General features: G+C 68.8%; 16 protein-coding genes. 2 read left to right on the plus strand and 14 right to left on the minus strand.

The annotated features are described in order from the left end of the window. Nucleotides 1-132: 132 nt before the first annotated feature. Together AB0A97_RS07640 and AB0A97_RS07645 are read right to left on the minus strand one after the other, a co-directional pair. A complete protein-coding gene (locus AB0A97_RS07640; RefSeq protein WP_361145931.1) occupies nucleotides 133-762 on the minus strand; it encodes an NUDIX hydrolase in 630 nt (209 codons plus the stop codon). A gap of 202 nt (nucleotides 763-964) precedes the next feature. Then, nucleotides 965-1,246, minus strand: a complete 282-nt coding sequence (locus tag AB0A97_RS07645) for a hypothetical protein (RefSeq protein ID WP_361145933.1) — start codon at nucleotides 1,244-1,246, stop codon at nucleotides 965-967. Nucleotides 1,247-2,025: 779 nt separating this feature from the next. Between AB0A97_RS07645 and AB0A97_RS07650 the strand changes: the two genes are divergently transcribed. After that, nucleotides 2,026-2,847 (plus strand): helix-turn-helix transcriptional regulator, encoded by an 822-nt coding sequence (locus tag AB0A97_RS07650; protein WP_361145936.1) that lies wholly within the window; start codon nucleotides 2,026-2,028, stop codon nucleotides 2,845-2,847. Beyond that, nucleotides 2,844-3,053, plus strand: coding sequence for a DUF397 domain-containing protein (locus tag AB0A97_RS07655; RefSeq protein ID WP_361145939.1), 210 nt, complete (start codon nucleotides 2,844-2,846; stop codon nucleotides 3,051-3,053). Before AB0A97_RS07650 ends, AB0A97_RS07655 begins: the two co-directional genes overlap by 4 nt. A 67-nt stretch (nucleotides 3,054-3,120) precedes the next feature. Here the strand turns inward: AB0A97_RS07655 and AB0A97_RS07660 are convergent, their stop codons facing one another. The 12 genes from AB0A97_RS07660 to AB0A97_RS07715 form a co-directional block, all read right to left on the minus strand. After that, nucleotides 3,121-3,357, minus strand: a complete 237-nt coding sequence (locus tag AB0A97_RS07660) for a hypothetical protein (protein ID WP_361145942.1) — start codon at nucleotides 3,355-3,357, stop codon at nucleotides 3,121-3,123. Beyond that, nucleotides 3,354-3,833 (minus strand): hypothetical protein, encoded by a 480-nt coding sequence (locus AB0A97_RS07665; RefSeq protein WP_361145944.1) that lies wholly within the window; start codon nucleotides 3,831-3,833, stop codon nucleotides 3,354-3,356. The genes AB0A97_RS07660 and AB0A97_RS07665 overlap by 4 nt, the downstream gene beginning before the upstream one ends. Next, the gene (locus AB0A97_RS07670; RefSeq protein ID WP_361145947.1) at nucleotides 3,830-4,081 is read right to left on the minus strand and encodes a hypothetical protein; all 252 of its coding nucleotides are present in this window, start codon (nucleotides 4,079-4,081) and stop codon (nucleotides 3,830-3,832) included. The genes AB0A97_RS07665 and AB0A97_RS07670 overlap by 4 nt, the downstream gene beginning before the upstream one ends. A gap of 41 nt (nucleotides 4,082-4,122) precedes the next feature. Further along, nucleotides 4,123-4,251: a hypothetical protein gene (locus tag AB0A97_RS07675; protein WP_361145950.1), complete on the minus strand. Its 129-nt coding sequence runs from the start codon at nucleotides 4,249-4,251 to the stop codon at nucleotides 4,123-4,125. A 10-nt stretch (nucleotides 4,252-4,261) separates the two neighbouring features. Continuing rightward, the gene (locus AB0A97_RS07680; RefSeq protein WP_361145953.1) at nucleotides 4,262-4,549 is read right to left on the minus strand and encodes an HNH endonuclease signature motif containing protein; all 288 of its coding nucleotides are present in this window, start codon (nucleotides 4,547-4,549) and stop codon (nucleotides 4,262-4,264) included. After that, on the minus strand, nucleotides 4,546-5,403 hold the full coding sequence (locus tag AB0A97_RS07685; protein WP_361145956.1) for a sigma-70 family RNA polymerase sigma factor: 858 nt from the start codon (nucleotides 5,401-5,403) through the stop codon (nucleotides 4,546-4,548). Before AB0A97_RS07685 ends, AB0A97_RS07680 begins: the two co-directional genes overlap by 4 nt. A 270-nt stretch (nucleotides 5,404-5,673) precedes the next feature. Beyond that, nucleotides 5,674-6,045, minus strand: coding sequence for a hypothetical protein (locus tag AB0A97_RS07690; protein WP_361145958.1), 372 nt, complete (start codon nucleotides 6,043-6,045; stop codon nucleotides 5,674-5,676). Between the two features lie 245 nt (nucleotides 6,046-6,290). Next, complete coding sequence (locus AB0A97_RS07695; RefSeq protein WP_361145961.1) at nucleotides 6,291-8,153, minus strand: DNA polymerase; 1,863 nt, start codon at nucleotides 8,151-8,153, stop codon at nucleotides 6,291-6,293. Between the two features lie 97 nt (nucleotides 8,154-8,250). Beyond that, nucleotides 8,251-10,689: a phage/plasmid primase, P4 family gene (locus AB0A97_RS07700; protein WP_361145964.1), complete on the minus strand. Its 2,439-nt coding sequence runs from the start codon at nucleotides 10,687-10,689 to the stop codon at nucleotides 8,251-8,253. 77 nt (nucleotides 10,690-10,766) lie between these two features. Further along, nucleotides 10,767-11,153, minus strand: a complete 387-nt coding sequence (locus tag AB0A97_RS07705; protein ID WP_361145967.1) for a hypothetical protein — start codon at nucleotides 11,151-11,153, stop codon at nucleotides 10,767-10,769. Next, the gene (locus tag AB0A97_RS07710) at nucleotides 11,150-11,437 is read right to left on the minus strand and encodes a hypothetical protein (RefSeq protein ID WP_361145970.1); all 288 of its coding nucleotides are present in this window, start codon (nucleotides 11,435-11,437) and stop codon (nucleotides 11,150-11,152) included. The genes AB0A97_RS07705 and AB0A97_RS07710 overlap by 4 nt, the downstream gene beginning before the upstream one ends. After that, a complete protein-coding gene (locus AB0A97_RS07715; RefSeq protein WP_361145973.1) occupies nucleotides 11,434-11,685 on the minus strand; it encodes a hypothetical protein in 252 nt (83 codons plus the stop codon). The genes AB0A97_RS07710 and AB0A97_RS07715 overlap by 4 nt, the downstream gene beginning before the upstream one ends. Between the last annotated feature and the right edge of the window lie 247 nt (nucleotides 11,686-11,932).

Genomic DNA, 11,932 nt, shown 5'->3' on the forward strand with positions numbered 1-11,932 from the left:
GTCCGCCGGGGGTGGGAGCCGCCCAGCCGCTGGACCTCCATCACTACGGCTGGGCGGCGTGGTGCCCCGCTCCGGCCACCACCGCGGGGAGCTGCGGCCCTTCTGGGCCGGGCCGGAGCGGGAGTTCTCTGCCTATGCCGCCGCCTGGCCGTTATAGGGGTTCGGCAGAACCTTCCCTTCCAAGGCCGGGGAGGCGAACTCCAGGTCGTAGCACCGGCCCAGCCGCCTTGCGTCCAAGGCGGTCTGGATGACCACCTTGTTGGGCCGCGAGCAGAAGTGTTCAAGCTGGGTTTCCTCGACCAAGTCCCAGGCCAGCAATTCGTTGTTCTCCGGCAGGGTGATCGAATCAAGTTGCTCGTGGGACAGCGTTCCGCCGTCGTAGACGAAGTTCACGCCGGCCTCTGCTCCCGACGTGGGGTTCGGGGGTGACCAGTAGGTGAGCAGCAGCCGGCCGGGAGCAACCTCGAAGCCGATTTCTTCCCGGCATTCGCGAAGCGCCGCCGCGCGTGGGCGTTCGTCCCCATGCCTGGCCCCGCCGACCAGGATCATGCCTTCCTTGTACCTGGGCTGGACCAGAACTAGCCGGTCTTGCGGGTCTGTGAGGAGCAGGAGGGCCCCGACCCGTGTGCGGGGGTGGTGGCCGTGCGGGATGTCGGAGTGTGTCATGGGATCTCTTCGTCTGTGATTCGTGTGGTGGTGGCGGATCGGGGGTGGTGTCCGCATCGGTTCGCGCTGCGAACCCCACCCCCTGCCCGTTGCCATGGGGGCGCCCGGGGGCAGCAACGGGCCCGCTTCCCGTGCGGACGGGCTGTTCGCCAGCGTCCGTACGAGGGCCTTGTGTGTTGTCAGGTGCTTGGCCCCTGACCAGCTCAGAGACGGCCGCTTACAGCCGTCACGAGGATGAAGCCGATGGCCGCGGAGATGGCGAGAACGAGCGCGATGGTGCCCGCGCGTCCGTCCGGCGTCATCCTGCGGCCTTGGCCGACAGCGGGTCTTGCACCTTTTCGATCGTGTGCTTCTTGCGGCGGTAGATGCTGTGGCCGGTCGCTCGCCGATGCTCCAGCATCCATGTGTTGATCGGAATGGAAGTGGTCCAGGTGTACGAGGCGGCGTGGCATTTGATCCCGCCGAGTACGGTCACGCACTCCACGTGCTCCTCCTGTTCCCCCGTGGGTTGGATGAGCGCCTGGTGGTCACTGGGCATGGCCCCGCCGATCACGTGCGGGTTCTTCGGGCTGGTGGACATCTGAGGAATTTCTCCAGACAGGCGTACTGGCGTCGTTGCGCGTCGGTGGCGTGGCGAAGCGTTTTGAGCGGCACACGGCGTTCGCGCCCCCCAGGACGCGACACGATGACCCATCCGCCGTCCTGGTCGCGGATGCTGACCGGGAGTTCCCACGTGGCGTCAAAGACCACGGTCCCCACGATCACGTCCTGTTTCTGAAGTGGCGCGGTCATCGCTGGGCACCTCTCCTATGAGGGTGGTTGGCGATTTCGGCGTTGCAGGTCTCGACCGTCTCTTGGTCACCGGCCGCCAACGCGGTTTCGCGCTGGCGGCCCAGGGCTCCGCACACGTCGCACCCTGGCACTGGAACCGGCTCCAGGAGTGGCCGGCGGTCGGTCGGGGGCGGCGTAGTGCTCAGCCGGAGCACACCGTCCGATCCCCGGGCCGCCATGTAACGGGCCAGCATGTCCCGGCCGGTGGTCCCCATCACGGTGCCGCCCGGAGGTGGTGGAGAACCTGAGCCAAGTCCTCCCGCTCCAGAGGCGGGTACTCCTGGGGCACACCGTCCGGGATCACCTCCGGGAGGAGCCGATGGAAGTGACACAGTTCGACTGCCCGTTCTATGTCCGCCACGGTGCGAGCGGGGGCGACCAAGGATCGGGGGGTGGCCATAGGTTGCCTTCCAGTGCTTTCGGCGCTTCGCTTGCCCAAACGCCGTGTGTAACCCCAGACTTGTGCGGCCCCGCCCCCCTGACCAGGGGGAACGCTTTAACAATGCAGAAGTTAAGACGGAGGCTCCCATGCCGATGGAGACGGATGAAGGCCAGCCCAAGGGGAACGAGAGCTTGTTGGCCTTCTTCGGCAACCGGCTCATCAAGATGCGAACGGAACGTGGGTGGTCGCAGGAGACGACCGCCGCAAAGGCTCTGACCAACAACGCCATGATCAGCTATATCGAGAATGCGAAGCGCGTTCCGAGCTTCGAACTGGCGCAGGATCTCGACAGGGCTCTGGGTACCGACTTCTTCGCCGAGTTCCACCCGCTAGTGATCAAGTACGCGTACCCGAAGTGGTTTCTACCGTTCATTGAGCTGGAACGGGACGCCACGTCGCACCGTGTCTTTGAGTCCCAAATCATCCCGGGGCTCCTCCAGACCGAGGACTACGCCCGCGGGATGCTCAGCGCGGTTCGTCCTGACAACCTTGAAGACCTCGTTGCGGCTCGCATGTCACGTCAAGCCGTGTTCGAACGGGAAACGCCACCTCGCACATGGTTCGTCTTCGATGAGCAGGTACTACGTCGCCCCATTGGCGGGACGGACGCTTGGCGTGCTCAGCTAGAACACCTGCTGAAGGCGGGAACCACGCCCCGCACGGTGATCCAGGTGGTTCCCTCCCGGGTGGTTTCCCACCCCGGCCTAGCTGGTCCGTTCACCGTACTGTCGTTCGCAGAAGGACCGGATGTGCTCTACGTCGATGGGTTCTCTCAGGGACGCATGGCGCTAGACGCAAGCGAGGTAGCCGACGGCTGCCATGCCTATGATCTGCTTAGGGCATCGGCCCTGTCACATGAAGAATCCGCCGACTTGATCGGCAGCTACCTGGAAGGTCGCACCGCATGACCAGCGCAAGCAAGCTGCCCGTCCGCCACTGGCGGAAGTCCAGCTACAGCACCAACGGTGGTAACTGTGTTGAAATCGGCGAAGGGCTCCCCGGAGTTGTCCCCGTGCGCGACTCCAAGCAAGCTGACGGGCCCGCACTCCGGTTCACCGCTCCTTCCTTCGCTGCGTTCCTCCACGCCGTCAAGGCCGGGAGCTTCACTTCCTGATACGCCGCTCCTGCGGCCCAGAACGCCAAAACGCCCCGGCCTCCCATCGGGAGAACCGGGGCGTTGCTCATGTCTCCAGGGCTGGCACCTGGGACGGTCGTTCGGCGTCTTCGGCGGCCATCATCGCGGCTGCACCGATCTCCCGGGCCAGGCCCGGGAGCATGGGCAGGACAGCTGTCTGGCTTCCTGCGTCGGAGGCGTGTCCTACCTCCAGGACGACGATCCGTCGGCCGGCCGGGTCCTGGGCGACGTAGGCCCCGCCGTGGGTCTGGCGGGCGGCTCGCACGGTGCGGAGGTGGTTCACTGGGCGTTGCCCTTCAGGTAGTCGGCGACGCGGAAAACGGCGTCCAGGTCGGCGGCGGGCCCAGCCAGGTCACGGGCCGCCCGGAAGCGGTCCGCCGCCGTGGTCCGGTGCGGCGTCGCGTACCGGACCGGGGGTGCGGAGCCGTCAGTCAGCGAAGCCCGATGCACGTCTTCCAGGGCGGAGTCGTGGCAGGCGCGGCGAAGGGGGCAGTCCTTCCCGCAGGGCTTGTTGGTGTCCGGGCACGGCTCCGGTACGGCGTCGCTCATCTCTTCCCCCTCCAGGCGGAATGTCGTCAGTGTCACGGCGCGTGCCAGGTGTCTGGCCGTCTCCGGCGTCAGGCGCACCACTTCGTAGTACCCGGGGCATTCGTCGCCGTACGGGACCGGCCCCACGATCAGCTCCACGTAGCCGTCCGGGTCCTCCGAAACGGAGAGCTGGTTCTCTCCGTCCCACTCGCATGGGTAGCTCTCGGTCATGCGGCCCACCCGGTGGTGCGCCGTGCCCGCGACGGGGTGTAGGTGGGCATGCGGTTGCGGTCTTCTTCCACGGCGCGTTCCGCCAGCCACGCGGCCAGGGCCCGCGCGTCCGCCGCGGAGAGCGTCACGCGGTCACCGGGGACCGCGACGGAGACCACACCGGGTTCCCGTTCGGTGGTCCAGGCTCGGAGCCGTCCGGTCTGCCCGCTCACATCCGCCCGCAGTTCCTTGGTCTGGGCGAAGCCCACGTCTGTCTCCTCACTGGTTGTCGGTCTTGGGAATCGGGCGGCTATTCGTCGGCGAACTCTTCCCAGGGGTCTGGCCACTCCGTGGATTCGCGTTCCATGGCGTCGATCTGGTCGAGCACGGAGGCGCCGGCCAGGGTCGCGTCCTCCGCGGTCATGTATCGCTGTCGCATCGTGGGTCCTTCAGTCCTCCGCCGCCCAGGTGGCCAGCGGCTTGGTGTACTTCGCTTGGTTGCAGGCGCGGCAGGACGCCACGACGTTGGCGGCCACGTCGGGGCCGCCCAGGGCCAGGGGGATTACGTGGTCCAGTTCTTCGGCGGGCCCGTCGCAGTAGCAGCAGCCGCCCCAGCGCGCGAGGATTTCCGCCCGGTCGTACGGCGCGGCCCGGGTACGTCGGGCCGTGGGCCGGCGCAGGACGATTCCGAGCCGCGGAGCCCGTCGCGCATCCCGGCTCCGCGGGGCGGGCGTCACGCCACGGCCTCCAGCTCCAGGTCCAGTTCCTGGGCCACCGACTCCACGGCCTGGCGCAGCTTGGCCAGGCTTCGGGTGAGCATCACGCGGACGTTGCCGGGCGTGGTGCCCAGCTCCTCCGCGATGGCCTTGGAGTCCGGTACCGGGAGCCCCTGGGCGTCGTAGCCCTGGTGGAGGTGGACTTCCGGCTCGAAGCCGTACGTCATGCGCACGACGCGGGCCGGGTTCTCCTTCAGCCGGGCCAGGAGCGCGTGGGCCAGGGCCTGTTTCGCGGCTCGTTCGCGGCGGGCCACGTCGCGCGGCTCCACCAGGTCCTCCGGCACGCCGTAGCCGTACGGGTCGGCCAAGGAGTCGTGCAGGGGAAACGTTTCTCCATCCCCGGCGGGGGCGTCGAGGGAGACGACACCCTCCAGGACCAGGCGCACGGTGTGCGCCTTGGCCGCGGACATGCGGTGACAGGAGTCGATGACGGTGACCAGGAACTCCGCCGCCTCCCAGTCGCCTCCGACCTGGCCCAGCGCGGCCTTGAAGGTCGAGACGGCCGCCGGGGAGACGGTGGCCGACCCCAGGTCGTTGGCTTCTTCCGCCAGGGCCTCCGTGATGCGCTTGTGGGCGTAGGTGGAGAACTTCGCCCCGCCGTTCGCGTCGTAGCGCTGGAGGCATTCGAGGACGGCCAAGCGGCCTTCCTGCCGGAGGTCTTCCAGGCGGTCCGTGTACCCGGCGGACAGGGCTGGTACGGACGCCATGCGCTTGGTGGCCAGGGTGTAGATCAACCCCTCCAGCGAGGCTATGACCTGGGCTTTTGCCTCGTCGTCGCCTTTTTGGGCAGCACGAATCAGGGCAGGGGGAACCATTGGGGGACTCCTTGGGATCGGGGCGGGAAGGCCCGCTTCGCCCCGATCCACTGAGGCCCGTTACAACCCCCGTTTTCGCATGTGTGTTCGAATCGCAGAGCGCACGTCGGTCACTGCGTGAAGCGCGGATGACCGACCGTCGGCGTCAGCGGGTAGGGGGCACCGCCGCGCGGCCAACTGGCGACGCGTCAGGCGGGTTTGGGTGTGCTGAGGTGCCGTGCGGCCCGGTGCGGGCCGCCCGTCAGAAAGGGGTGCTGGAAGTTACGGCGGTCAGCGGCCGTGTCCGTGCGAGAGGGTGACGGACAGATGCGCCAGACGCGGGCCGGTAGGCGGAGGCTGGCGCAGCGCCCGGCGGCGGCAGTCCGCGGCAGGAGGAGCGGAGGCGACCCGGGAGCGGGCCCGCTCGATGAAGGCCCGGAAGAAGGTCACGGCCCAACGGCCGGCCATGGCCACCAGGTTCGCCAGGGCCAGGAGGACGGAGCGGTGGGCGACCGGGCCGGCCAGGGAGCGCCGCAGGCGTCCGAGCGCTACGCGACGCGCAGGGCGCCAGCGATGAGCGGCCGAAGCGGACCAGAGGTCCAGGAGGGTGTCCCGCCACCTGCGGCAGTGAGCGCGTACGAATTTCTGCCTGTTGATGCGCATTTGCGCTCACCTCCCCCGAGAACAAAAACGATCGTTCGTTTTTGTATGGGGAGAAAAACATGAACACGCTCAGGTCGTCAAAGGTGATCATGTTCGAGCACATACGAAACAACATGCTTTGACCCGGTACAGACGCAAATAGTCCGTACCTGGGGAGGAGAAGTGCCCGATGGTTGTGCTTCCGGAGGATGAAATTCCGGTTGGTTGGTCACACTCCGCCCCAGGTGGACGTGTTTCCTGTTGATCTAGGCGGCTACGGCCCACTGGTCGGGGAGGCCGTAGCCTCCGGCCCAGGTCCGGCCGTAGACCTCCGCATCGGTGTCGATGGGCACGCCGAACAAGGTCATGCGGACCGTCTCCGCGACTTCGGCCGCCACCTCCGCCGCTTCCCGTTCCGGCGCGGTCCCCAGCACTTCGTCGTGAACCCACAAGGTCAGGTACTGGGTCAGCCCCTTGTCCTGGAGATCCAACAGGGCCTGGCCCATGGTGTCGCGGGCCGTGGACTGGCAGATGTAAGCCACAGCTTTGTAGAGCTTGTCCCGGTCCAGGACCAGCCGCCGGCCGGAGGGCGTGCGGATCTCGCAGCCGTTCGCCAGGGCGTGGCGCTGGAGTCCCTGGGCCCACCGCTTGACCCCCGGGTAGGCCCGCGCGTAGCGGGCCAAGGTGTCGCGCATCAGCTCCACCGGCTGGCCCGTCTGCTTCGCCAGCGTGGCCGCGCCGCCCTGGTAGGACGTGCCCAGGCCCGCGATCTTGGCCAGCGCCCGTTCGTGCTTGGTGAAGTTCTCTCCGAACATCAAAGTGGCCGTGAAGTCGTGCAGGTTACGGCCGTCGCGGATGGCCTGGCACATGCGCGGCTCCTGGGACAGGGCGGCCAGGACCACCAGCTCCACGGAGGACTGGTCCACGCTGAAGTACGACCGCCCCGGCTCCGCGACGACACACCGCCGGATCTCCCAGCCCTTGGACGGCAACTGTTGGAGGGGCGGGTCCGACACGGAGGCCCGAGCCGTCTTGGCCCCCAGAGTGTTGATCTTCGGGTGGATGCGGTCGGCGGCATCGCGATTGTCCAGCATGGCCAGGGCGTAGGACTGGCGCCACTTGGCCGCACGCTTGGCGTGGAGGATCGCGTGGGCCAGGGGGTTGCCCCGGCGGGTGCCGCGCGGCTGCCACTGGCCGTCCAGGTCCGCCAGGTCCAGCAACACCCCCTTGTCCACCTTCAAGGCCCCGGAGGCGGTGGTCTCCGTCAGCGTCTCGCCCATGGCCGCCAGGGCGGCGGCCACCTGCCGGGTGGAGTTGATGTTGTCTACGCCGTAGCGGGCGGCTCGCGCTCCGTGCTCCGCGGCTTGGTCCGCCAGTCGGTCCGCCAGGCCCTGGGTGTAGGGCACGTCCAAGAGCATCCCGGCCCGCTCCATCCGGGCGCAGATGGCCATGAGCCGGTGTTCGTACTCCACCAGGGTCGGGGGGATGGCCAGGGCCGCCAGCTCACGGTCGAGGCAGGGGCGGAGGCGGGCCGTGTAGATCACGTCCAGTCCGGCGTACCGCTGGTAGGTGGTGTCCTGGTAGGGGATGCGTGCGAACCCGTCCGCCTTGGTCAGGCCGTGGCTCCGGAAGACGGCCGTCAACCCGGCCTGAGTGTCGGGAGCGGAGGGGTCAACGAACCAGGCACTGAGGGGTTTGAGGCTGACGCCGACCCCACCTTCGAAGTCCTGGCGGGAGTCGCGGAGGTGGGCCAGGATCTTGGTGTCCACCACCCGCTCCCACACGTCGTCCAGCGCCGCGATGCCGTGGCGGTCCAGGACCAGAAGATCAAAGCTGGCGTTGTGGATCACCAGCTCCGGACAGCGGGCGACCACGGTGCGGGCCAGTTCGCTGAAGGCGGGCCCGCGCTCCACCGGCACGACCCAGGCTGTGTCCGCGGTGCCGTACTGGACGGTCCGGAGGCGATGGCGGGGACTGAAGGTGTCCAGGCCGGAGGTCTCGGTGTCCAGCGCCAGGGAGCGCGGTTGCACCCGGGTCAGCCACGCCCGCGCCGTGGCCACGTCCGCTTCCGTCTCCAGGGCGTGGATGGTGACCAGTTCCCCGGCTACGGGGTGCGTGTACGTCCTCAACCGGATTTCTCCTCCGTCGTCGGTGCCGGCGGAGTTCCGGGCATGCAAAAGGGGGTCGGCCCGTCCGGGCCGACCCCCACCGCGCGCTGGTCGCGCGCTACTTCGCTTGACCGAAGATGTCCGCCTCGGCGGCATCTACTGACGGCCGTTTCACTTCCCTACAGTCCGCCAGGTGGCGGAATCCGCGGGTGCCCCTGAAGGCGCCCACGCCTTGGCCCTCCACCACGCCGGGGAAGGACCGGAGCGTGTCGTAGAACCGGTTGCGGGTCATGGTGTGGCGGATGCCGGACTCCTCCGCCCACGACCGGTAGCGCTCCCACGCCACCGCCCGGGAGACGAACGCCCCGGACTCCACCACGAACTCCTCCCCGATGAAGCCGGCCAAGGGGTGGCTGGTGTCCCGGTAGTGCGCGGTCCGCCGTTCCACCGCGTCCGGGAACTCCAGGCCCCGGCCCGCGTCGAACTCACGGAACCACGCCACGGCGCCGCGCACCGCCCACGCCGCGATCCCCTCCCGTTCCTGTTTCAGCGTGGATTGGAGGTGGCGGTCCTCCCGGCCCCGGAAGTCCTCCGCCCACGGGATCACGCGCACCCGTTGCCAAAGGGCCGCGTCCGTCGCGTCCACGTCCGGCGCGTAGTTGGTGTCCACCTGGACCAGGCACACGGGACGAAACGTGATCTCCGTACGGGCGTAGACGCCGCGGGCCGTGATCGTCTGGTCCCCCGTGATGGCCTTCATCAGGGACTGGTCCAAGGGCATGGCGGCGGGCCACTCCGAAGAGATCACCAGCCGCTTGCCCCGCAGACCCACCACGTCCGCACGGGGACCGCCGGACTCTCGCCGCTTCTGGAACAGCGACGCGTCCGCCCGCTTGGTGGCCTCCCGGAACACGTCCTCCAGGGTGGAGGTATAAGTCGTCTTTCCGTTGGTCGTCGGCCCCACGTGCATGATGAAGCATCGCTCCACGCCGTGCCCGGTGATGCCGTACCCGGTCAGCATCTGAAGGAAGTCCGGCATCTCCGGAGCGTGCGGATGGCACTCCCGCAGGAACCGTTCCCAGCGCGGGCACACGGCCTCCGGGCGGTAGTCCACGTCCACGAAGTAGGTGTTCATGTCCCATGGCTGGTGGTCGCGGAGCTGGCCGGAGCGCAGGTCCACCACCCCGTTGCGGAACGCCAGGAGCGCGGGGTGGGCGTCGAACTGGTCCACGGTCGCGTACACGCCCGGAATGGAGGTCAGCAGATCCACCATGCCCTTGACCTTGGAAGCCTGCTGGGACGCCGCGATGTGCTTGGACAGCTTTTCGGGGTCGTGCCCGGCTTCGCCGGCCATGCCCCTGACCACGGACCGGACATCGGCGTACAACGCCTCCAGTGGAACCTGCGTCCAGTGGCGGCCGGTCCACTTGAAGACCCCGGCGCCCGGCACCACCCGTACGTGTCCGCCCAGTTGCCGGAACAGCCGCTCCGCGTTGCCCAGGTCCGTCAGGGGAAGGACCGGCCCGTGATCGGCCGGCTCCGGCTCCGTCTCCACCTGGCGCTCCACTTCCGCCTCCAGGATGTGGAGCCGGGCCCGCCGGACGGCCGTGTGGAGAGCCGCGGGGAACGCCTGCGGGTCACGGGCGCGCCAGTCGGTCAGGTCGTCTCCGGGGTTCGGAATGATCAGCTTGCGGACCATGACTCCGGCCTGGACCAGGGCGTCCGCCAGGGCGTCTGTGAACGCCTCTCCCGCCTTGTCCCGGTCACCGGCAATCACCACGTCGCGACCCCGCAGGCCCTCCGCCAGTTCGGCTATCAGCTCCGCGTTGCGTGCCAGGCCCGCGCCGCGGACCATCACCACGTCGTAGCCGGTGGCCACCGCCGTGAGCCCGTCGCCCGGCCCCTCCGTGACCAGCACAGTGTCGTAGCCGGAACCCGACCGGAAAACGCCGTACCGGCTCCACGCCGCACCCTCCGGGGAGGTCAGCGACAGCCATCGCGCCGGGCAGGCTCCGGACAGATCACGCCCCTGAAGACCGCGCGGCATGCCCTGGAAGTCGAGCAACGGAACGGTCACACGGGGGTGGCGTTCGTAGGCGGTCGAACGGTAGGGGAACCTCTGGTCCAGGCCCGGGTAATCGAGCCCAAGCCCCAGGTCCACGGCCCGCTCCGCATCGAGGCCGAACCGGCGGAGCACGTAGTCGCGGGCCTCCGGACGGGCCGGGTCCATGAACGCCAGGGTCGTGGTGTCCACGTACGCCGCAAGGGCCGCCACGTGTTCCGTGGACAGGGCTCCCGGCGCCGGCTTGGACGATGCCCGAACGCCGTCTCCGGGCACCCAGTCGAACAGGTCCCGGGCCGACATCCCCAGGGCCGCCAGGATGGCGTCCCGTTCGCACCCCGCCCAGCACCGGACCAGGAGCCGGCCGTCCTCCTTCAGGCGGAAGAACAGCGACGGCCGCTGATCGTCGTGTACGGGGCAGGGGACGCCGTACTCCCCGCGCTCCTCCACCACCTCCGGGAACCGGGCCAGGAACCGGGCAAAGTCCTTACGCAACTGTCCTCCAACGCAAAAGCGGGCGTGTCCCGGCGTCATCCACTGACCGCCGTTACACGCCCGCCGCGTTCACCAGCTCACTCCCGCAGTGCCGCCAGCACCCGGGCGAACGTGGCCAGGTCCATGACCACGTATCCGTCCCGCACGCTCCGACGCGGGGCCTTGACCACGGCCGCCCCGAAGTCGAACCCGGCGGCGGCAGCCTCCCGGTTCGCCTGCCGGACGTACTCCGCCAGACGGATGGACCGCTCCGCCTTGGCCTCCAGGACGAACGGCCGGGCGTGGAGGTCTCCCACGTCCGCAGAACCGGCCTGGACCTGGCGGTTCACGTTGCCCGGGTCGTGCGGGTCCTTCCAGCGGTAGTCCGCCTTGCGCCAGTCCGCCACGTACTGGCCCAGCTCCTCATTGAGGAAGTCGCGGACCGCCGACTCCCACGCCGTGCCCTTGGCCTTGGCCGTCGTCACCGCTCCGCCCCCTCCGCCGGAGACCAGTGGGCCACGGTGTGCTCCACGCTCCCGGAGACGGTGGGCGGGTCCGTGTCCCAGCACTTCGCCAGCCATAGGGCGCGCTGGACTGCCCGGGTCCGGGCCGCCTTGGCAGCCGCCAGGGTGGTGAACGGGCCGTACGCCCATTCCTCCGTCCACCCCTGGTGACGTTCTGGTAGGACGCTGTTCGGTGCGGGCGGGTATTCGGCGACGACCAGCGTGCGGTAGAACTCCGCCTGGTCGCGGTGCATGGTTCGGCTCATTCACTCTTCCTCTGCGCCCGCTCAATCAGCCACTGAAACGCCGTGTAAGCCTGTTGCGGCACCACGCCGTTGCCGATTGCGCGGAGCTGGTGTTTACGTTCCAGTCCGGGTACTTGGGTCACGTGGCCGGCGGGAAGGCCCATCATCCACTCGCCGAATTCGGCGGTTACGCGGATGCCGCCGCGCGGGCCGCGTTCCGTAGGTGCCGGCGCGGGGCGCCCGATGAGGTTTTCCCATCTGCGGATCACGGTCAGGAATTCGCCCCACCATGCGGCAGGCGAATGATCAGAGTCCGGAGATTGGGCCCACCCTTCCGATTCTTCGACCCGCCCGGCCCGCCCGATGCGTCGGAGGCGGTCGGAGTAGGGAAGTAGGAAACACGCTTCATCAGCGAGAGTGGCCCCGTGAGGCTGGCTCGACGGGCGGGGGGGGGCGGGGGGGGGGGGCGGGGGGTGGGGGGGCGGGGGGGGGGGGGGGGGTGGGCGGGTGGCGGGG

It is taken from the genome of Streptomyces sp. NPDC045470, assembly GCF_040646595.1.
GTDB lineage: Bacteria > Actinomycetota > Actinomycetes > Streptomycetales > Streptomycetaceae > Streptomyces.

Coding starts and splice junctions, on each gene's coding strand:
- AB0A97_RS07675 (WP_361145950.1), bottom strand. CDS start 4,251: ATGCGACAGCGATACATGACCGCGGAGGACGCGACCCTGGCCGGCGCC.
- AB0A97_RS07650 (WP_361145936.1), top strand. CDS start 2,026: ATGCCGATGGAGACGGATGAAGGCCAGCCCAAGGGGAACGAGAGCTTG.
- AB0A97_RS07665 (WP_361145944.1), bottom strand. CDS start 3,833: ATGACCGAGAGCTACCCATGCGAGTGGGACGGAGAGAACCAGCTCTCC.
- AB0A97_RS07645 (WP_361145933.1), bottom strand. CDS start 1,246: ATGTCCACCAGCCCGAAGAACCCGCACGTGATCGGCGGGGCCATGCCC.
- AB0A97_RS07655 (WP_361145939.1), top strand. CDS start 2,844: ATGACCAGCGCAAGCAAGCTGCCCGTCCGCCACTGGCGGAAGTCCAGC.
- AB0A97_RS07690 (WP_361145958.1), bottom strand. CDS start 6,045: ATGCGCATCAACAGGCAGAAATTCGTACGCGCTCACTGCCGCAGGTGG.
- AB0A97_RS07710 (WP_361145970.1), bottom strand. CDS start 11,437: ATGAGCCGAACCATGCACCGCGACCAGGCGGAGTTCTACCGCACGCTG.
- AB0A97_RS07685 (WP_361145956.1), bottom strand. CDS start 5,403: ATGGTTCCCCCTGCCCTGATTCGTGCTGCCCAAAAAGGCGACGACGAG.
- AB0A97_RS07640 (WP_361145931.1), bottom strand. CDS start 762: ATGGCAACGGGCAGGGGGTGGGGTTCGCAGCGCGAACCGATGCGGACA.